The sequence below is a fragment of the Flavobacterium sp. genome (assembly GCF_035760125.1).
Classification (GTDB): domain Bacteria; phylum Bacteroidota; class Bacteroidia; order Flavobacteriales; family Flavobacteriaceae; genus Flavobacterium.
Window position 1 is genome coordinate 1 of the sequence record NZ_DASTTN010000194.1, and the last position, 21372, is coordinate 21372.

General features: G+C 34.4%; 21 protein-coding genes. 15 read left to right on the forward strand and 6 right to left on the reverse strand.

From position 1 onward, the window contains the following. The 11 genes from VFS71_RS07230 to VFS71_RS07280 form a co-directional block, all read left to right on the forward strand. Positions 1-114, forward strand: a 114-nt coding sequence (locus VFS71_RS07230) for a YdeI/OmpD-associated family protein (RefSeq protein ID WP_326400277.1), incomplete at its 5' end; no start/stop codon positions are given. A 52-nt stretch (positions 115-166) separates the two neighbouring features. Beyond that, positions 167-742, forward strand: a complete 576-nt coding sequence (locus VFS71_RS07235; RefSeq protein WP_326400258.1) for a Crp/Fnr family transcriptional regulator — start codon at positions 167-169, stop codon at positions 740-742. Between the two features lie 68 nt (positions 743-810). Next, positions 811-1251 carry a carboxymuconolactone decarboxylase family protein gene (locus VFS71_RS07240; RefSeq protein ID WP_326400259.1) on the forward strand — a complete coding sequence of 147 codons (441 nt, stop codon included), beginning with the start codon at positions 811-813 and terminating at the stop codon, positions 1249-1251. A 175-nt stretch (positions 1252-1426) separates the two neighbouring features. Then, positions 1427-2116, forward strand: coding sequence for a hypothetical protein (locus VFS71_RS07245; RefSeq protein WP_326400260.1), 690 nt, complete (start codon positions 1427-1429; stop codon positions 2114-2116). 60 nt (positions 2117-2176) lie between these two features. Further along, a complete protein-coding gene (locus VFS71_RS07250; RefSeq protein WP_326400261.1) occupies positions 2177-3532 on the forward strand; it encodes a UDP-N-acetylmuramate--L-alanine ligase in 1356 nt (451 codons plus the stop codon). 164 nt (positions 3533-3696) lie between these two features. After that, a complete protein-coding gene (locus VFS71_RS07255; RefSeq protein WP_326400262.1) occupies positions 3697-4155 on the forward strand; it encodes a GNAT family N-acetyltransferase in 459 nt (152 codons plus the stop codon). An 11-nt stretch (positions 4156-4166) separates the two neighbouring features. Then, positions 4167-4862: a RadC family protein gene (radC, locus tag VFS71_RS07260; protein WP_326400263.1), complete on the forward strand. Its 696-nt coding sequence runs from the start codon at positions 4167-4169 to the stop codon at positions 4860-4862. 54 nt (positions 4863-4916) lie between these two features. Then, positions 4917-5420 carry a type II toxin-antitoxin system Xre/ParS family antitoxin gene (gene parS, locus VFS71_RS07265; RefSeq protein ID WP_326400264.1) on the forward strand — a complete coding sequence of 168 codons (504 nt, stop codon included), beginning with the start codon at positions 4917-4919 and terminating at the stop codon, positions 5418-5420. Next, entirely contained in the window at positions 5420-5878 is a 459-nt protein-coding gene (locus VFS71_RS07270) for an RES family NAD+ phosphorylase (RefSeq protein ID WP_326400265.1), read from the forward strand. The genes parS and VFS71_RS07270 overlap by 1 nt, the downstream gene beginning before the upstream one ends. A gap of 9 nt (positions 5879-5887) precedes the next feature. Then, positions 5888-6580 (forward strand): YjjG family noncanonical pyrimidine nucleotidase, encoded by a 693-nt coding sequence (locus tag VFS71_RS07275; protein WP_326400266.1) that lies wholly within the window; start codon positions 5888-5890, stop codon positions 6578-6580. Between the two features lie 3 nt (positions 6581-6583). Then, a complete protein-coding gene (locus tag VFS71_RS07280) occupies positions 6584-7351 on the forward strand; it encodes a hypothetical protein (RefSeq protein WP_326400267.1) in 768 nt (255 codons plus the stop codon). A gap of 25 nt (positions 7352-7376) precedes the next feature. Here VFS71_RS07280 and VFS71_RS07285 read toward each other — a convergent pair whose 3' ends face one another. Continuing rightward, on the reverse strand, positions 7377-8654 hold the full coding sequence (locus VFS71_RS07285; RefSeq protein ID WP_326400268.1) for a replication-associated recombination protein A: 1278 nt from the start codon (positions 8652-8654) through the stop codon (positions 7377-7379). A gap of 246 nt (positions 8655-8900) precedes the next feature. Here VFS71_RS07285 and VFS71_RS07290 point away from each other — a divergent pair, with 246 nt between their 5' ends. Then, complete coding sequence (locus VFS71_RS07290; RefSeq protein ID WP_326400269.1) at positions 8901-9698, forward strand: rhomboid family intramembrane serine protease; 798 nt, start codon at positions 8901-8903, stop codon at positions 9696-9698. An 87-nt stretch (positions 9699-9785) separates the two neighbouring features. Here the strand turns inward: VFS71_RS07290 and rlmB are convergent, their stop codons facing one another. From rlmB to VFS71_RS07315, 5 genes are all read right to left on the reverse strand, one after another. Beyond that, complete coding sequence (gene rlmB / locus VFS71_RS07295; protein ID WP_326400271.1) at positions 9786-10520, reverse strand: 23S rRNA (guanosine(2251)-2'-O)-methyltransferase RlmB; 735 nt, start codon at positions 10518-10520, stop codon at positions 9786-9788. Between the two features lie 81 nt (positions 10521-10601). Beyond that, complete coding sequence (locus VFS71_RS07300) at positions 10602-11870, reverse strand: hypothetical protein (RefSeq protein ID WP_326400272.1); 1269 nt, start codon at positions 11868-11870, stop codon at positions 10602-10604. 17 nt (positions 11871-11887) lie between these two features. Further along, positions 11888-13333, reverse strand: a complete 1446-nt coding sequence (locus tag VFS71_RS07305) for a SusD/RagB family nutrient-binding outer membrane lipoprotein (RefSeq protein WP_326400273.1) — start codon at positions 13331-13333, stop codon at positions 11888-11890. A 3-nt stretch (positions 13334-13336) separates the two neighbouring features. Continuing rightward, a complete protein-coding gene (locus VFS71_RS07310) occupies positions 13337-16591 on the reverse strand; it encodes a SusC/RagA family TonB-linked outer membrane protein (RefSeq protein WP_326400274.1) in 3255 nt (1084 codons plus the stop codon). A gap of 84 nt (positions 16592-16675) precedes the next feature. Then, positions 16676-18331 (reverse strand): BamA/TamA family outer membrane protein, encoded by a 1656-nt coding sequence (locus VFS71_RS07315; RefSeq protein ID WP_326400275.1) that lies wholly within the window; start codon positions 18329-18331, stop codon positions 16676-16678. A 310-nt stretch (positions 18332-18641) separates the two neighbouring features. Here VFS71_RS07315 and rpsL point away from each other — a divergent pair, with 310 nt between their 5' ends. The 3 genes from rpsL to fusA all read left to right on the forward strand — a co-directional run. After that, positions 18642-19025, forward strand: coding sequence for a 30S ribosomal protein S12 (rpsL, locus tag VFS71_RS07320; protein ID WP_007136570.1), 384 nt, complete (start codon positions 18642-18644; stop codon positions 19023-19025). A gap of 73 nt (positions 19026-19098) precedes the next feature. After that, positions 19099-19575, forward strand: coding sequence for a 30S ribosomal protein S7 (gene rpsG, locus VFS71_RS07325; protein ID WP_035637287.1), 477 nt, complete (start codon positions 19099-19101; stop codon positions 19573-19575). A gap of 10 nt (positions 19576-19585) precedes the next feature. Continuing rightward, positions 19586-21372: elongation factor G (gene fusA / locus VFS71_RS07330; protein WP_326400276.1), on the forward strand; the 1787-nt coding region annotated here is incomplete at its 3' end.

The following is a 21372-nucleotide window of genomic DNA, read 5'->3' on the forward strand; positions in this document are numbered from 1 at the left end:
CGCCAAAGAGCCTATATGCTTCATTTTTCTGCACCCAAACAATCCAAAACCCGAGAGTCAAGGGTTGAGAAAAGTATACCGCAAATTCTTGACGGTAAAGGGTTGAATGATTAGTATATTTGGGGTAGAAATAAAGGATCAATTTTAACCCTTGAATATAAAGATTATGTCTGAAATATTTAAAAAGCATTTAGAAAAATTCATCGAAATAGATGAAAAGGAACTTTCTGATGTTTTGACTTTTTTTCAAATTAAAAAGGTCAAGAAGAAAGAGAACTTGCTTATTGAAGGACAGATTTGCAAATCGCATTATTTTGTATTGAACGGTTGCCTGCGAAAATTTTTCATCAACGGAAAAGGCATGGAGCAAACTACTGAATTTGCAATAGAAAATTGGTGGATGACAGACAATTTTGCCTACGAGCGAGGTCTATCAACAGAATTTTATATTCAGGCGGTTGAAAATTCAGAGATTTTAGTAATTGACCGTGATGCACAAGAAAAGCTATTGATTGAATTCCCGAAAATGGAACGCTATTTTAGATTCATCTATCAAAGGGCTTACGCAGCAACGCAAATGCGAATAAAATACCTGTATGATTTTTCCAAAGAAGAATTCTACGATCATCTGTGCAAGGGACATCCTGAATTTGTGCAACGGATTCCACAATATTTAATTGCTTCTTTTTTAAGGTTTACCCCAGAATATTTAAGCGAAATCAGAAATAAAAAGCGTTCTTAAACCAGTTTAAGTTTTTCCAACTATCTATTCCTGAAATTTGTACTGTTAATTTAAAACAAACAAATAAAATGGAAAAGAGAATAGACATCAACGAAATTGAACCTCAAGCTTATAAAGCTATGTATGCTTTGGAGGGTTATTTGGCAGCATCTCAATTGTCAAAAACGCATAAAGAATTAATAAAAATTAGAGCTTCCCAAATTAATGGATGTGCGTTTTGTATCGATATGCATACAAAAGACGCTCTAAAATATGGAGAAACCACCCAACGTATTTTTTTACTGAATGCTTGGCGTGAAACCAATTTATTTACTGAAGAAGAAAAAGTGATTTTGGCCATTACCGAAGAAATCACTTTAATTCACAATCATGGTTTATCTGACGAAACGTATAAAAAAGCGGAACAGTTTTTTGACAAAAATACCATCGCACAGATTATTATGGCAGTTGTTACCATAAATGCATGGAACAGAATTGCCGTGAGTACGCAATTGGAATCAGGAAAATAAAACGTTCGTTTACAACGGAGTAACAGAAAAGCGCAAGAGTCAAGAACTTTAGCGCTTTTTTTATGATTAAAGTCTAAGTTGTCCAAAGTTTCTAGCTCTGATATTGATTCTATTTTACTCCTTATTTTTAAGTTAAAAGACTTCTATTCTTTTAAAAATTCTTTATTTTTGGTGAATGAAACTACTGGCAAGCGTCTTTTTGTTATTTCCAATATTATTGTTTTCTCAATCTTTTGAAAAAGGAGAAAAATTGTTCGTTGATGGGAAATTCGATCAAGCGCAACCTATTTTGGAAAATTACTTAAAAAGTAATCCGTCAAATCTTAAAACGATAGAATATTTAGGAGATATTTCCGGATACAATAAGTCTTGGGATAAAGCGATTACTTATTATAAAAAGCTGAAAACATTAAAACCCACAGAAGCTAATTATTATTATAAATATGGTGGTGCTTTGGGGATGAAATCTTTGGAAGTCAATAAATTCAAAGCATTGGGAATGATTAGTGAAGTGAGATCTTCTTTTGAAAAAGCCATAGTCTTAAACCCAAAACACATTGAAGCACGTTGGGCCTTAATTGAGTTGAATTTGAAATTGCCTGGAATTGTCGGTGGAAGTGAAGCCAAAGCCATTAAATATTCGGGTGAATTACGGGAATTGTCACCAGTTGACGGGTATTTGTCCCGTGGTCATATCGATGAATATTTTGATAGATACACCAGTGCCGAACAGCAATATAAAAGAGCTATTTTGATAGGAGGTTCCAAGGTTTGTTATCAAAAATTGGCCGATTTGTATAAAAATAAAATGAAACAACCCGATAAAGCCAATAAGGTTTGGGAAGACTATAAAAACAGAAAGTAACAGTTATTCGATAACATTGTCGTCGATTAAACCTATTAACGTATAAACGAATAAAGATAAATGAGGACACATTTCATTGCCATAGGCGGAAGCGCAATGCACAACTTAGCATTGGCATTACATAACAAAGGGTATCAAGTGACGGGAAGTGACGATGCTATTTTTGAACCTTCAAAATCAAGATTGGAAAAAAAAGGAATTCTACCTGTAGAGTTGGGATGGTTTCCTGAGAAAATCACTGCAGATATTGAAGCCGTAATCCTTGGGATGCACGCCAAAGCAGATAATCCAGAACTCTTAAAAGCACAGGAATTAGGGCTTAAAATTTATTCATACCCAGAGTTTTTATACGAGCAATCCAAAAACAAAACGCGTGTAGTAATTGGTGGTTCACATGGTAAAACAACTATAACTTCAATGATTTTGCACGTAATGCATTACCATAATATTGAAGTGGATTATATGGTGGGAGCCCAATTGGAAGGGTTTGACACGATGGTACATCTTACTGAAGAAAATGATTTTATGGTTTTGGAAGGTGATGAGTACTTGTCTTCACCAATTGATAGAAGGCCTAAATTTCATTTATACCAACCAAATATTGCCTTGATTTCCGGAATTGCTTGGGATCATATCAATGTTTTCCCAACCTATGATTTTTATGTAGAGCAGTTTGAAATTTTTATTGATAAAATTACAAACGGTGGAATTTTGGTTTACAATGAAGACGATTCTGAAGTAAAACGTGTTGCTGAAAAAGCAACTAATCCAATACGTAAATTGGCCTATCATACTCCAAATTATACTGTAAATGATGGTGTAACTTTATTGGAAACTCCAGAAGGGCCTATGCCTATTGAAGTGTTTGGAGCCCATAATCTAAATAATTTGGCGGGAGCCAAATGGATTTGTCAAAATATGGGAGTGGATGAAGCCGATTTTTATGAAGCAATCGCCAGTTTCAAAGGGGCATCTAAACGTTTGGAAAAAATCGCCGAAAGCAAAACAAAGGTAGCCTATAAAGATTTTGCTCATTCACCAAGTAAAGTGGCTGCAACGACCAAAGCAGTAAAAGAGCAATATCCAAACCGTACTGTTGTGGCTTGTTTGGAATTACATACTTACAGCAGTTTGAATGCCGAGTTCTTGAAAGAGTATGAAGGAGCATTGGAATATGCTGATGTTGCTGTGGTTTTCTATTCACCAGATGCTGTAAAAATCAAACAATTGGAAGAAGTGACTTATGAGCAGATAGCCAAAGCTTTCAATAGAGAAGATTTGATTATTTACACCAATCCAAAAGATTTTAAAGATTATTTGTTTAACCTAAATCTTGAGAATTCAGCTTTATTATTGATGAGTTCTGGAAATTATGGTGGATTGAACTTTGATGAGGTGAAAAGTTTGATTGAATAAAAATAGTTCTTTTTATAATGTACAATGTGCCAATTTCAATTTTGTGATTGGCACATTTATATTTTATATACCTACATCAGAATCAGTTTCAAGATAAGAAATGAATTTTATTGTATGATTTTTCTCTTTTTTTAATACATTAGCAAAGCTAACATTATAGACTTATGGACTCAATAGTAAAAGTTGTAAAAACTACCAGCGAGAATTCTGATTTTTTGTCGTTGATAAAGACATTTGATAAGTATTTGTGGGAACGTTACCCAGAATTGAAAACCAATTATTGGGGAAACAATATCATAGAGTTGAACCGAAATGTAGTAGTAATTTATTTGGATGAAAAACCGGTTGCTTGTGGTTGCTTTAAAAAGTATGACCAAAACACGATCGAGATAAAACGGATGTTTGTTTCTCCCGAAGCTCGTGGATTGGGTTTGGCTCAAAGAGTATTGCTGGAATTGGAACTTTGGGCAAAGGAATTAGACTTTTCGATTTCTGTTTTAGAAACCTTGTATAAACAGCAAGAAGCGATTAGTTTGTATCAAAAAGTAGGATATGCAATTGTCGATAATTACGGACCTTATGTGGGTTTAGACAAAAGTGTTTGTATGAAAAAAGAAATTTAAGAAGATAACCTATGTCTGAAACTTCATTTTGTCCCATTACCAATTGGTCGGAAGATGACAAGCCTCGTGAAAAGTTAATGCTCAAAGGAAAAAGCGTTTTGAGTGATGCCGAATTGATTGCGATACTCATTGGATCCGGAAGCCGAAACGAATCGGCAGTTGATTTGAGTAAACGAATTTTGGCAAGTGTCAATCATAATTTGAATGCTTTGGGGAAGCTGTCTATTGCGCAATTAATGAATTTTAAAGGAATTGGCGAAGCCAAAGCGATTTCTATAATTGCTGCAATGGAGTTGGGAAGAAGAAGGCGAAGTGAAGATGCAGTTGAGTTAACAAAAATAACATCCAGCAAAGCGGTTTTCGAAGTTATGCAGCCCATAATTGGGGAGTTGCCTCACGAAGAATTTTGGGTTTTGTTTTTGAATAATTCCAATAAGATACTTTTCAAAACGCAGTTGAGCAAAGGCGGAATGACTGGAACAATGGTAGATGTCCGAATTGTTTTTAAAATCGCTTTTGAACAAAACGCAACTGCAATAATTCTCACACATAATCACCCTTCCGGAAAATTGCAAGCCAGTGATGCCGATATTCAAATAACAAAAAAGATTAAAACCGCAGGACAACAATTGGATATTCCTGTTTTGGATCATATAATTATCACAGAAACTGGTTATTATAGTTTTGCTGATGAAGGAATATTTTAAAAAATTTGCTTGGACTAGACAATTGTCTTATATTTACAGACAAATGTATTTTTTATGGAAGCGATAAAATTAAAACCAAGAGGAGCTATTGATAAAGCCGTTAGAGTTTTGGTCAATAGAGTGGAGCAGGAGAGAGGATATAAGCTTTTGAATAAGAAAATCACTTATGATGAGTTTTTGAAAAATAGAATGCTAATAGTCCATGCTATCCGCGAAGGTATTCCGTATGAGCTTTTTAATTTGATAAAAGAAATAACCCCTTTTAATGAAGAGGATTGGGCTTCTTTTTTAGGGATTTCCACAAAATCACTCCAAAGAAATAAAATTAAAGAAGATTTTATTTTTAAGCCTTTACAATCCGAAAAAATATTAGAATTGGCAGAGGTAACTTCTTTAGGAAACAGTGTTTTTGATTCAGAAGGACAATTTTATATGTGGCTGAAAACGCCTTCGTTTGCGCTTGGAAATCTACAGCCTATAGAATTGCTTAGAGATTCTTACGGAAAAGAAATGGTGATCAATGAATTGAATAAAATTGATCAAGGGATTTTTGTTTAATGGAAGTTTTTCGATTAGCACGCAAAAAATACCCTATTGAGTTGTCTGGGAAAGGAGCGTCAATTTCGGGTGCGCGATGGAATTCAAAGGGGACGGAGATTATTTATTGTGCCCAGAATAGAGCTTTGGCAATGGCTGAGGTTTTGGTTCATCTTTCATTGGCAACATTGCCCAATGATTTTGTGATGTTAACAATTGATATTCCTGATGATATTTCGATAGAAGTTTTAGATCTCAATAAATTATCTATCGATTGGAATGTTTTTCCTTGTACCTTTGAGACGCCACTTTTGGGAGACGATTTCATAAGGAGAAATGAAGCCTGTGTTTTGAAGGTTCCGTCAGCGGTAGTGAAAGGAGATTTTAATTTTTTGATTAATCCGTATCATGTCGATTTTTATAAAATTAAAATTACTGAGCAAATTGATTTTCCTTTCGATAAACGAATTTTTAAATAATGCCATTACATGTTTTCTACTAATAAAATAACCGATATATTCTTCGACTTAGATCATACACTTTGGGATTTTGATGTCAATTCGGAATTGGCTTTTGAAACGATTTTGAAGAAAGATCATCCAACAATTGAAATAACCGATTTCATAGAGAAGTATGCTCCAATCAATCAAGCCTGTTGGAAATTATACCAGTATGATAAAATTACGCATGCTGAATTAAGGTATAATCGTCTCAAACATACTTTTGATGCATTGGAATATTTTGTATCGGATGCTCAAATAGAAAGTATCGCCCATAATTATATTCAGCTATTGCCTGAAAATAATCGTTTGTTTGATGGTACAATTGAAGTGCTGGAATATCTAGAAAAAAAGTATACATTGCATATTATTACAAATGGTTTTGCCGATGTGCAGTACAAAAAAATAAGCAATTCGAATATTGCAGGATTTTTTAAAACGATAACCAATTCGGAGATGGCTGGTGTTAAGAAACCCAACCCTGTTATTTTTGAGTACGCCCTTAATGCAGCTCAAGCCAATAAGGAAAGTAGCATCATGATTGGAGATTGTCTAGAGGCCGATGTACAAGGCGCATTAGATGCAGGATTAGATGCTATTTTTTTTAATGACAAAAAAATTAAAGTTGGTCAAGATATTAAACAAGTAACTCATTTATTAGAATTAAAAAAATATTTATAAAACATGAAGACTAAATTTCTATTCCTATTATTGCTTATTTCAAGCTATGCTTTTTCTCAATCGGTTAATGATTATGCAGCGGTAATTATTCCTTTAAAATACGATTTTCTTAAAAGCGAAAATCAGTACCGACTTTGTACATTAACGAAAGTTAATTTAAAAAAAGCAGGTTTTGAAGCTTTTTATGTTAATGAAGATATTCCAGCGGAATATAGTAACAGATGTAGTCTGTTAAATGTTGATTTATTAAGAGAGAACGGATTTTTGGTGACCAAACTGTATGTTGTTTTTAAAGATTGTAACGGTAAAGTTGTTTTTAAATCTGAAGTAGGAAAAAGCAAGGAAAAAGATTATGAAGTTGCCTATACTGAAGCATTAAACATGGCTTTTGCGTCAGTTTATGCATTGCAGTATAAATACAATGGTGGTGCAGTTGCAAATAGTCACAACGTGACAGCGGTATCTCCGGTGATGGCACCAGTTGCCTCGACTGCTGTTGTTGCCACGACAGCTGCTGTAGCTGTAAATGTGTCTAATGCCACTGAGTCAGATGGGGTCGTATTGTTTGCACAGCCTATCAAAAACGGATTTCAATTAGTAGATACGACACCAAAAGTGGTTATGAAAGCATATAAAACCACAAATCCTTCTATTTATTTGGCATCCAAAGAAAATATCCAAGGTGTTATGGTTTTAAAAGAAAATCAATGGTTCTTTGAATATTATGAGAAAGAAACTTTAATGTCAGAAAAAATTATAGTTAAGTTTTAATTAACTGTAATGAATATCTAAATTTTTAATACCCGTATTTATCTTTCCACCTATTTTTCAAGAATTCACGGGTTGTGTTTTCTCTGGAATTAGCTCCGGGAACATAAATGGGGGTATTGCTTAGTGCTTCTGGCAAAAATTCCTGTTCTGCAAAATTATTGGCATAATCGTGCGAATATTTATAATCCTCACCATATCCTAATTCTTTCATTAATTTGGTAGGGGCATTACGTAAATGAATAGGTACAGGTAAATCGCCGGTCTGTTTTACTAATTGTTGAGCTGTTCCAATCGCCAAATAGGAAGCGTTGCTTTTGGGTGAAGTGGCAAGATAAATTGCACACTGACTCAAAATAATTCGACTTTCAGGATAACCAATGGTGGATACCGCCTGAAAAGCATTATTGGCCATAATAAAAGCAGTTGGATTAGCATTTCCAATATCTTCACTAGACAAAATCAACATTCTTCGGGCAATAAATTTCACGTCCTCTCCGCCTTCTATCATTCGTGCTAACCAATAGACAGCACCGTTCGGATCACTTCCTCGAATCGATTTTATAAAAGCCGAAACAATGTCATAATGCTGTTCGCCACTTTTGTCATACAAAACCGTATTTTGTTGTACCAATTCAAAAACGCGGTCATTGGTGATTAAAATTTCGTCTTCAGCGGAAGCGTTTACGACCAGTTCAAAAATATTTAATAGTTTGCGTCCATCGCCACCAGAAAGACGTAACAGAGCTTCTGTTTCTTGTAATTCAATCTTTTTTGTAGCCAAATAAGTATCTGTTTTCATTGCCCTTTGCAATAAATGTTCTAAATCCGCTTTAGTAAACGCATTCAAAATATATACCTGACAACGAGACAATAAAGCGGGAATAACTTCAAAACTAGGATTTTCGGTCGTAGCACCTATAAGCGTAATCCATCCTTTTTCAACTGCAGCCAATAAAGAATCCTGTTGCGATTTGCTAAAACGATGAATCTCATCAATAAACAAAATTGGGTTTTTGGCAGTAAATAAACCGCCGCTTTGTCTCGCTTTCTCAATTACATCCCGAATATCCTTCACCCCCGAGTTAATGGCGCTTAAGATATAAAAAGGACGTTTGGATTCCTGAGCAATAATTTGCGCCAAAGTCGTTTTTCCCGTTCCTGGAGGCCCCCAAAATATTAAGGACGGAATAATTCCTTTTGATATTTGTTGCGTTAATGAGCCATTTGGCCCAACCAAATGGGATTGACTGATGTAATCTTCTAATTTTTGTGGGCGTATGCGTTCTGCGAGTGGTGCTTCCATGTGGTAAAATTACACAATTTTCAGTTTTTACAAGTATATTTTTCGGGAGCTATTCCTGCTGTTCACTATATCTTTTGTGTCTCGTAGAAAAAACGAGACACAAAAGGATGTCGTTTCCATCAGGGCTAGGGCAATCGTTTTCATAACAGAATTATTTTATATGACAAAATAGCATTAAATTGCTTTTGGATACATTTTTGATTTACATTAAGAATCTATTTAGTCCAATAATCCAGTATTCTGAAAATGGAAGAAAATCATTTTAAATTCACCAACGCAGTAGTGGGAGTACCACTTTTTTTTGTGCTATTCCTGTGGTTTGTCTATTGGTTGGAAATCCGTTTTGGATTTGATTTTGATGATAATGGAATTCTGCCGAGAACTTTTTCAGGATTGCAAGGCATAATTTTTAGCCCATTCATTCATTCGAATATTGAACATCTCTATAATAATTCTATACCTTTGCTTGTGCTTTTAGCGGCGTTATTCTTTTTCTACAGCAAAGAAGCGATAGGGATATTGGTGTATGGAATTTTACTTTCAGGAGCTATAACCTGGCTTATCGGAAGGGAAAATTATCATATCGGAGCCAGTAGTTTAATATATGTGTTGGTGTCTTTTATTTTTTTTAAAGGAATTCAAACCCAATATTATAGATTGGTAGCTTTGTCTCTAACCGTAGTGGTTTTGTATGGTGGAGTGGTTTGGTACGTTTTTCCAAAAATTGATGAAACTATTTCTTGGGAAGGTCATTTGTCAGGACTAATAGCAGGTTTTGTACTTACTTTTTTATACAAAAAACCAGAATTTAAAAAAGTAATAAAATACGATTGGGAACGACCTGATTATGATCCGTCAGAGGATAAATTTATGCAACGTTTTGATGAAAACGGTAATTTTGTTAATCCACCCAAACCTGAAATTATTGAAGAGAATCAAATAGAAATTGACACTTTTTTTCAGTCGAATTCAAATGTTGTTTATGATTTTATAGAAAAGAAAGAGGATATAAACGAAAAAAATGAATCAAAATCGGAGTCTTGATTCATTTTATTTCTTATCTATATTTTACAATCCAATACGAATGTTTTCGGTTTGATACTGCAATCTTTAATCTAAATTATGTCATTGTTAACTTCTCTGTCTTACCGCTTCGTATAAAAAAGCGCCACAGGCAACAGAAACATTTAGAGAACCTATAGAACCAAACATAGGAAGTTTTGCTTTTTCATCTACGATTTTAAGAACTGATGGATTCACTCCTCGATCTTCAGAACCCATAATGATTGCTACCGGTTCATTCAAAGAAATGTCATAAATATTTTGTTCTGTTTTTTCGGTGGCAGCAACAGTTTTTACACCGCTGGCCTGCAAAAGAAAAATTGCATCTTTTATATGTTCTACTTTACAAATTGGAATATTAAATACCGCACCGGCAGATGTTTTTACAGTGTCTCCATTTACAGGAGCTGAACCTGCTTTTTGAACAATTATTCCATTAACTCCTGTGCATTCTGCAGTTCGGATAATGGCTCCAAAATTACGGGCATCCGATATTTGGTCCAAGATCAAAAACAAAGGTTTTTTCCCGTTTTCAATAACGGTTTCTATCAAACTTTCCAAATCATAAAATGAAATAGGAGAGACGGTAGCTACTGCACCTTGGTGATTATTTGGAGTTAATCGGTTAAGTTTTTCAACAGGAACATAAGAAAAATTGATATTTCCTCTTTTCATAACTTTCATTAAATCTTTCATTAGTTCGCTGCTTGCTTCCTTCTGAATATAGACTTTATCTACTGTTGCACCTGCTTGTATGGCTTCAATTATTGCCCTGATTCCAAAAATTTGATGTTCTTTTTCCATTTGGCAAAGTTAAGTAAAAGGTTTGTATAAAAAAAACCACCAGCATGGCTGGTGGTTTTAAATTATTTAGTGATAAATAATTTATTGTACTAATTCTCCTTCTTTGTAGGTGAATTTAAATCCTTGAATTAATTCTGAAGAGCTAAGAGATAAGTCAGTTACTTTCAATAATCCGTAATATGTTACATCTTGGAAGTCTGGTTCGTCTTTAGTCCCTAAATTAACATTTCTAGTAACTTTATACAGTACTACAGAATCAATAAATAAGTCTTCAGTCAATGTTGTTACAGGTGTCCCAGCATTAAAAGCAATTTCTGCATCAAATAAATTAGCATCATCATAAACTAAACCGCTGTTTTCTACAAATTCAATTCTTGTATCTCCTGCTTTTGCAAAACCAAATTCTGGATTGAATACTATCTCTCCTTCTGAGCTATCACTAGCATAAGTCTTAGCAGTTGCAAAACTGAATTGATTCATTGATAAATCTTGAGAAAGACTACCAGTACTAGATCCTCCAAATACTTGATCCGCAACTGTAACTTTAGTGCTGATAGAATCAGTTTGGGTACCAGCAGTAACCGTAAATTTATAAACGATGACATCTCCTGCAACTAATCCTCCATAAGTTGAATATGGAATAGCAGCGATATCTATAGTTTTAGGAGCAATAGTTGCATCAATTGTTCCAGGAAGATTTCCTGTTGTTACAGTACCATCAGCAGTAGTTTTTGTCCATGTACCAACAATACTTGTTAGTGTTGTTGCAGTTTTTTTAACAGGAGCAAAGCTAATTTTAACTGGTGTAGGATCATTAAGTTTGAAGCTTGAAACTCCACTTGTTGAAATAGTATTTGCATCAGCATCTTTCCAAACAATTCCTTTTCCTACAGTTTGTACATATGGTGTAGTAGTTACTGTACCGTCAGAAAAAGTTGATTTGATGGCTAATGGAAAAGTTCCAGTTTTTCCAGTAAGTGTTACTTTACCATCAGCACCTGTTACAGGAAAGACATCAAAGCTCCCTAAAGTAGATGAACTATAGGTTGCAGTTGCATTTGCGTTATCAACTGTTACTACAGTTGCATCCGAAACTTTGTCTCCAAGTATAATTGCTGCAGTTGAATTTGCAGCTATGTTTCTGTAAATTTCAACTTTAGTAACCGTTACACCTTCTTTTAGTTTTAATTTAACTGTAAGAGGAACGTTTGTGTCTAAACGACTTATGCTACCTGGAGCAACTGCACTTCCTCCAGCTGAAAGCATATCTACTTTCTCGTCATCTGGTGAACAAGATGCAAAAGACACTATTAATGCCAGCGCAACAATTTGTTTTATATATTTTTTCATGTTTTTCATTTTAAATATTAGAATTTATCCCAGAATACTTTAGCTGTCAATGTATTTTTACCTCCTGGTATTTTAGCGATAGCAGCAGACACATTAGTACGGTTTAGGGTTTGCTCTCTAGCTGGGTAAGAATATCTCTTAGGAACTTCAGTTATACCGTTATAAGTTACAGCAGGAACAGTTAATACAGGGAAATCTAGTCTTCTATAAGAAGTCCAAGCTTCAAAACCTCTGTTGAATAAAGCGATCCAAGCTTGCTCTCCAATTACTTGCTTGTAGTTTGCAGCACTATAAGGATTTGCGGTTAAATATGCTGTTGCATCAGCAGAAGCAACTCCCCAGTTTTCCATAGAAGCAGCGATAGCGTTGTTATAATGTGTTGCAGCAGCACCTACAGCAGCACCTTTTGCAGCAGCCTCAGCTAATAAAAATTCAACTTCAGTAGCATCCATTAATGTCCCTGGAAATGTAGGCTCATTTAAAGTAGCGGTAATGTGAGAGAAACTTCCGAAAGCATTAGATGCTCCGTAAATACCTCCTTTGTAAGTACCGTCAGAGTAAAGTGTAAAATACTTAGCTCTTCTTGGGTCATTAAGGGCATTCATTTTGTTAACTAAAGTGTTTGCAGGAATGAAATCATTTCTACCACTTACCACTAAATCAGCATATAATGGGTTAGCATTTGGTTGTAAAGGCAAATATACTAAATTAGTATTATCAGCATTACTGGTAATTACTCCTGCAGTTGTAGCTTTTTCTGCTTCAGTTTTTGCATAAGCAGCATCTACATCAGACATATTTACAGCCATTCTTAAACGCAACGAGTTAGCAAATTTAGCCCATTTTGCACTGTTACCACCATAAATTAGGTCAGCATCAGCAAAACTACCTGCAGCGCTATTTGCTGTTAAGCTATTAGCATCAGCAGTCAATCTAGAGATAAGATCTTTATAGATTGTTTGAGCATCATCATATTTTGGTAATGGGTGATTTTGAATATCTAATGCTTCAGTATAAGGAATATCTCCAAAAGTATCCACTAATACGCTATAGCTATAAGCAGATAAAATGTCAAGAACCGCTTTTTTGTTTGCCAAAATAGCTGTTTCTTCTGCTGTAGCAGGACTTTCAAGATCTAACAATCTGTTAGCTTCTTTAAAATCAGCCAATACATCTCTGTAAAGAGTAGCAAAGTGAAAATCAGGAATGGTTCTAGTTGTGATGTCATACTGACTTTCGTCTGGATATGTAGTCTCAGTCCAATGTTGAGAAAATAATCTGAAAACGTTTCTGTTTACTGACGTATTTACCATTTGATCCACTAATGTTTTTTGTGCATTAGTGAACAAATATTCCGCCTGTGTCGATGCGGGTCTTTTTGCTTCTTCATTCAAATCTGTGATATCACTTGAGCAGGATACGAACAAACCGATGAATGCTGTTAATAAAGCTATTTTTTTCATAATTTAAAATTTAATTGTTACGTTACCACCAATGTTTCTTGTTGTTGGTAGAGATCCCACAGAGTATCCAGAAGACAAGTTACCTGAACTTGATCCACTTTCTGGGTCTGCATAAGGAAGGCTTTTGTCGATGATCCATAAGTTAGAACCTACAATTGCAAATGACATAGCTGTAAGTTTCATTTTCGAAACTATACTGCTAGGTAAATTATAAGTAATGTTAGCTTCTCTTAATTTGATATAACCTGCATCATACATAAACGCTTTATTAGGAGCTTGTCTGTAACCAGCGATATTTCCGTACTGATCTGGAGAAGCAGTTCTAATCGTGTTAGGAGTACCGTCTTGTTGTACACCTGGAAGTATTACACCACCACCATTAGCTATAGTATTTCTCATTGGGTATCCTAAGTCGTTAAGACCTGCAGACTCTTTGTATAAACCTGTAGCTTGTCCGTAAGCTTGGTCAAGAGAGAAGATATCTCCACCTTTTTGCATATCAATCAAAAATCCTAAAGAGATTTGTTTGTAAGTAAATTTGTTACGGATACCACCAATCCAATCTGGAGTGATATTTCCAATAACGTTTGTAGTTGCAGTATTTCTGATATATCTACCGTTTGTTCCTACTACTTTTTCTCCGTTTAAGTAAGTGTAGTCAGTACCTTGAATAGTTCCGTAAGGTTGTCCAACAGTTGCATTGATTGTAATACCTTGTTGGAATGATCCTAATTGTAAATTTTCAATACCTTCAGTTAACTCAACAACTGTATTTTTGTTTTTAGACCAGTTTACAAAAACATCCCAAGCAAAATCTGCTGTTTTTACTGGAGTTACATTAAATTGTACCTCTATACCCTTGTTTTCAACAGATCCAGCATTGATGAATCTTTTTGTAGCTCCAACTGCTGTAGAATAATCTACATCAAAAATTTGGTCAGTACTTAAACTTTTGTATACTGCTACGTCAAATCCAAGTCTTCTATCAAAGAATTGCATTTCTAAACCAATTTCCTCAGATGCTGTTTTTACAGGGCGTAAATCTGAATTAGATAGTGTACTTGGCATTGAGTATTGTTGGTTTGAACCAAATGGGTCAAATTTAGTATATGTATTTACTAAAGAGTGTAATGCAATGTTACCTTGTGGGTTTTCTGCATAACTACCTCTTAATTTACCAAATGACAACCATGGTTGGTCGATGTGTTTAGTGAATACATAAGATCCTGATACAGAGAATGTATTAACACTATTATTGTCTTTTGGTAAAGTCGAGAATGAATCTCTTCTAAATGTTCCGTCTACGAATAAGAAATCTTTGTAACCAAATGAAGCCGAAGCGAAAACAGAATTAACTCCTGAGAAATCTTGACGTTCAACTGGAAAAGGTACTGAGTTAACAGAGTTTGATAAACTATATAATCCTGGAACAATTAGACCTCCTTGAGTAGAAGCCAAAATAGAAGTAAAGTTAGTTCTCAAAATATTACCTCCTAGAATTCCATTGAAAGAGAAGTCTTCGTTAATGTTTTTCTTGAATGTTAAAATACCTTCGTAGTTTTGTTCAGAGAAGTTACCATTATATCTTGTGTATCCTGAGCTCTCATCTAATCCGTTGATTCCGAAAGTACCAGGGATAGATCCCGTAGCTCTTCTTTCCTCACGTAATTCAGCGTATGAATCTGTTGAAACTTTTCCAGATGCAGTTACCCAGTCAAATAATTTATAGTCAACTTTAGCGTAACCCGTAAAACGGTTTCTGTTATCTGATTGATAGTTTTGATATCTTGTGAAATATGGATTATCCCAGTAAATAGGGTTTGTTGCACCACCGCTTGGGTTTTGCATATTCCAAGTAATGTTTTGGCCACCTGATCTGTTATAAGCACGTTCAAGTTCTTTGATATCGACGTTAGTTTCGAACCATTGACGGAATGAAGTCATGATGTTGTCATTATAACCAGTTGAGTTTCTTCCTACTGTGTTTTGAGAAGTATAGTTAGCAAAAACTGCTGTAGAAAGTTTATCTGTGAATTGGTGGTTAACTTTAACACTCATAGTGTTTTTCTTTAATTCACTGTTTGGCATAATACCAGTTTGTTTGAAATTATTGTAGTTCAATACAAAACTAGTCTTGTCTGTAGCATCTTCCATAGAAACAGAGTTACTGAAAGTATTCGCTGTTTGGAAGAAAGAGAAAGGTCCGTTTTTACCAGCAACCCAAGGAGTTTCTTGTTGGTAATGATCTGAATATGGAGTGTAAAAACTCCATTGTCTTACATTTAAAGATGGATCAAAAGCAGCACCGTAAGAAGCATCTTCGTAAGTTGGAACAACGTTGTTTCCATCTGCATCAATATCAAAAGGTCCGTCTCCATCTGGTCCATAAAAAGATCCGTAACCAGCTCCGTATTTATCTTGGTATTTAGGGAAAGTAGCCTTGTCTGCATTAGATGTAGTAAATTCACTAGTAAGTGTTATACCCATTCCTTTTTTAGTCTTTCCTTTTTTGGTAGTAATCATTACTACACCGTTACCAGCTTGCCATCCGTATAATGCTGATGCAGCTGCTCCTTTTAGGATATTTACACTTTCAATATCATCTGGATTCACATCCATTGCAGCATTACCATAATCGTAACCACCTCTACCTCTGTCTTGACCTACTGTCATTTCATTGTTTGTGTTATTGTTATTGATTGGCATACCATCAATAACAATAAGCATCTGGTTGTTACCTGTAAGGTTTTTAACACCACGAGAAACGATGTTAGTAGAACCTCCAAAGTTGTTGTTTCTTCTGATGCTAACACCGGCAACTTTACCAGAAAGATCATTAATAAAATTTCCTTGTGTTGGCCCAACGTTTAAATCAGCACCTTTTACTTCTTGTGTAGTATAACCTAGAGATTTTTTATCTCTTTTGATACCTAAGGAAGTAACAACAACACTCTCTAATTGAGTAGCATCACTTGCTAATTTTACATTAACTGTTGTTGAGCTTGCAGATTTCTCTGAAGATTTCATTCCAACATAGCTAAATACCAATACATCGCTTGGTGCAGCTTTGATAGAGTACTTTCCATCAAAATCTGATTGAGTTCCATTTTTTGTTCCTTTTACTAATACACTTACACCCGGTAAAGGCATACCTGCATTGTCGGAAACAATCCCTGAAACAGATCTTTCTTGCGCAAAAGTTAGTTGCGCCACTAGTACTACTAAGAGTACTAAGAATCCATTGAACTTTAGTTTCATTTTTAAATATTTTGAATTAGTGAGGCAAAAATCATAATAATTTGTTAACTATCCTAATATCTGAAACTGTTTTTTTTGTTAAAGCTAAAATTTAACATTATAACTTATAGTTATGTTTGTGTTATAAAATTTTAGTTCTTCGTTTTTTGTCTTTCCATTTGTGAGGGCAAATTTCAATAAACCATTGGAGGTTTGTATGCCTAGTCCCATTCCGATTCCAAGAAGTTTTTCGTTTTTGTTTTCTTGTTTTGTAATTGTTGGATCTTCGTAATAGCAATAATCTAAGATGGAATTGAAGTATAAATTTTGGGAAACTAGGTATCGATATTCTGTCATGAGTGAAATAATTAGGTTGGCTTGTAAGCTATTTTCTGCAAATCCTCTTATGGAGTTGATGCCTCCAAAGCGGAATAATTCATTTGTTAGGTATTTTTTACTTTTGAGAAAATAATTTTGAATTTTAACATTTATAATGCTTTTCTGATTAAGGTAAAAATCATTCATTATGTTAAAATTTACAAAATTTTGTTTTAAGGATGGGGTTGTTGTTGTGTTTCTATTTCCGGTGCCTAATGTTGTATTAAAAAGTGATTTTATTGGGAATAAATTGTTTTTTGTGCAGTTTTCTTTGAATTCTATTGTGGTTGTGTAAAACGAATTTTTATAATCACTTAGATTCTGGTTATTTGAGTTTTGAATATCGCTTGACTCAGTTGATTCGTAGCCAAAATAGAATCGTTTGTTGTAATCTATGGAATAGCCGAGCTGTATGGTTGTTTTTGTATTTTGAAAAATACTGTCTTGTTTGAAAATATTTAGTTGGGCTTTAATTCCTATTTGACTTTTAAATAAATATGGAGCAGTTAAATTAGCATTGAATATTTTTTGATTATTTCCATCATTTTTCCAATATATGGATAGTTCCTCTCCGTTTCGAAGTGTATTGATTAAAGTTAAGTCGAGGTACCCGTTAAATTGAATTTTTTTATTTTCAGTATTGTTGAATCCTAAATATCCGTCAAAAATATTTGCTTTTCTTTTTTCTAGGTAAACAAATACTTTAGTTGTGTCTTTTGTGAATAGGATTTCTGGATATTTGATTTGATTGATGAATCCAAATTTTGCATAATCGTCATGTAGTCCTTCTATGTTCTTTTGACTAAATAGTGAGTTCTTGTATTTTTTGTTGATTTGTTTTTCTGCGCCTTTTGGGAGAAGATTTTTTTGTTGTTGATTAGTGTATTTTATTTCAATTGCATTTATTGTTCTTTGCTTTCCTGTGTCGATTGTTAAATCGGCATAAATATCTTGTTGTTTTTTTTTAATATTGGTGAGTTTTACTTTTGCGAAAGCAAAGCCATTTTGTTCTAAATTTTGTATAGTCTGTTTTAAAAAAGGCTCTATTTGAGAATATGGTAAAATTATGGAGTCTTGATTTGTTTTGAATAAATTAAAAGAATTTAAGTCTTTTTTTATACCTATATATATATGCATATTTTTTATTTTATTTTCAAGTGAGATAGTAACTGTGTAGTTAGTGTCGTTTTCTTTCTTTTTTGCTAGTATTTTGTTTTCAATATAGCCAATTTTAGAAAGTTTTTGGCTTGTTAAAGTTATTGCTTCAATCAGTTGTTTTGTGTTTTGAAGTTTTGTTGTGTACCCAATTGAATCAATGATAGAAGTTTCGATTATGTTTTTTCCAATTATTTTTAATTGAAAAGCTTGACTTGTTGAAGTCATGTGATTAAATAAAAATAATAGAATAAGAATTTTGGATTTCAATTTTGATTTCTTTAATTAAACTGTTGCAAATATCTGCTCTTTGTTGGAATAATCATAGTGTTGGCTTTATGAAGTTGTATTGTGTTGTTAAGGTATTTTTTGAATTGAAATAAGGTTTGTTTGAATAATGTTAATGGTGTTGAAAAACAAATATTTACTTCGATTGAAAATTAATTGATTATGGTTTGTAAAGTGAAAATTAATTTATACATTTGCAACCCCGTAAAAAGCGGGATTTTAATATAATAAGAAATTTTTAGTATTAATTATGCCAACAATTCAACAATTAGTAAGAACAGGAAGAACTCAGATAACTAAGAAGAGTAAATCGGTTGCTTTAGATTCTTGTCCTCAAAGAAGAGGGGTTTGTACGCGTGTTTACACTACAACACCAAAAAAACCAAACTCTGCAATGCGTAAAGTAGCGCGTGTACGTTTGACAAATGGTAATGAAGTGAATGCCTACATCCCTGGAGAAGGACACAATTTACAAGAGCACTCGATAGTATTAGTTAGGGGTGGAAGGGTAAAAGATTTGCCAGGAGTAAGATATCACATCGTTCGTGGTGCACTTGATACGTCAGGAGTAGCAGGAAGAACGCAAAGAAGATCTAAGTACGGAGCAAAACGACCAAAAGAAGCGAAAAAGTAATTTAAAACGTTATTCCTGTAGGGGTACGATTCGTCGTGGCTGTATGGGTATGAAATTTTATTAAAAAAAAGACATGAGAAAAAGAGCGGCAAAGAAAAGACCACTTTTACCAGATCCGAGGTTTAACGACCAATTGGTAACACGTTTTGTAAATAACTTAATGTGGGATGGTAAGAAATCAACAGCTTTTAAAGTTTTTTATGATGCAATAGACATTATTGAAACTAAAAAGCAAGATTCAGAAAAATCTTCATTAGAAATTTGGAAAGATGCTTTAACAAACGTTATGCCTCACGTAGAAGTACGTAGTCGTAGAGTAGGTGGAGCTACATTTCAAATTCCAATGCAAATTAGACCAGACAGAAAAATTTCTATGGCAATGAAATGGTTGATTCTTTATTCAAGAAGAAGAAACGAAAAATCAATGGCTCAGAGATTGGCTTCAGAATGTTTAGCTGCGGCTAAAGAAGAAGGGGCTGCTGTTAAGAAAAGAATGGATACTCACAAAATGGCAGAAGCTAATAAAGCTTTCTCTCACTTTAGATTTTAATCTTTAAGAAATGGCTAGAGATCTTAAATATACAAGAAATATAGGTATTGCTGCTCACATTGATGCTGGTAAAACAACAACAACTGAGCGTATATTATTCTATACTGGAAAATCACATAAAATTGGTGAAGTACACGATGGTGCTGCAACAATGGACTGGATGGCACAAGAGCAGGAAAGAGGTATTACAATTACTTCTGCGGCTACTACTTGTGAATGGAATTTTCCAACAGAACAAGGTAAAGTTTTACCTGAAACATTACCTTATCACTTTAATATTATCGATACCCCAGGACACGTTGACTTTACAGTTGAAGTAAACCGTTCTTTGCGTGTACTTGATGGTTTGGTTTTCTTATTTAGTGCTGTTGACGGTGTTGAGCCTCAATCTGAAACTAACTGGAGATTAGCAGATCAATATCGTGTACCACGTATGGGATTTGTTAATAAAATGGATAGACAAGGTTCTAACTTTTTGAATGTATGTCAACAAGTTAGAGACATGTTAAAATCAAACGCTGTAGCGATCACTTTGCCAATTGGTGAAGAGAATGATTTTAGAGGTGTTGTTGATTTGGTTAAAAATCAAGCTATTGTTTGGCATGATGCTACTCAAGGTGCTACTTTTGATATTATCGATATCCCTGCGGATATGGTTGATGAAGTGAAAGAATACAGAGATATTCTTATCGAAGCGGTTGCTGATTATGATGAGAACTTGCTTGATAAATACATGGAAGATCCAGATTCTATTACAGAAGAAGAAATCAACAAAGCATTAAGGGCTGCGACTATGGATATGGCTATCATTCCAATGATTGCTGGTTCTTCTTTCAAAAACAAAGGAGTTCAATTCATGTTAGATGCAGTATGTAAATACTTGCCATCTCCAATGGATAAAGAAGGTATTACTGGTATTCATCCAGATGATGCTGAATTACTTGAAGAGGATCAAACTACTATTTTGCGTAAGCCAGATGTAAAAGAGCCTTTCGCTGCTTTGGCATTTAAGATTGCTACTGACCCATTCGTAGGTCGTTTGGCTTTCTTCCGTGCTTATTCAGGAAGACTTGATGCTGGTTCTTATGTATTGAATACTCGTTCTGGTAACAAAGAAAGAATTTCTCGTATCTACCAAATGCACGCTAACAAACAAAATCCAATCGAATATATTGAGGCTGGAGATATTGGAGCTGCTGTTGGATTTAAAGATATCAAAACTGGAGATACATTGTGTGATGAGAAACACCCAATCATTCTTGAGTCAATGAAATTCCCTGCGCCGGTAATTGGTATTGCTATTGAGCCTAAAACAAAAGCTGACGTAGATAAAATGGGTATGGCTTTGGCTAAATTAGCTGAAGAGGATCCAACTTTTACAGTTAGAACTGATGAAGCTTCAGGGCAGACTATTATCTCTGGTATGGGTGAGTTACACTTAGATATCTTGGTTGATAGAATGAAACGTGAATTTAAAGTTGAAGTGAACCAAGGTGAGCCTCAAGTTGAATACAAAGAAGCTTTTACAAAATCTGCTCAACATAGAGAAACTTATAAGAAACAATCTGGAGGTCGTGGTAAATTCGGTGATATCGTATTCTTACTAGAGCCTGCTGATGAAGTTGATGGTAAAGTTCCTGTTGGATTGCAGTTTATTAATTCTGTAAAAGGTGGTAACGTACCAAAAGAATATATTCCTTCTGTAGAAAAAGGTTTCCGTGAAGCTATGAAAACTGGTCCTTTAGCAGGATACCAAGTAGATAGTTTAAAGGTTACTTTATTGGATGGATCTTTCCA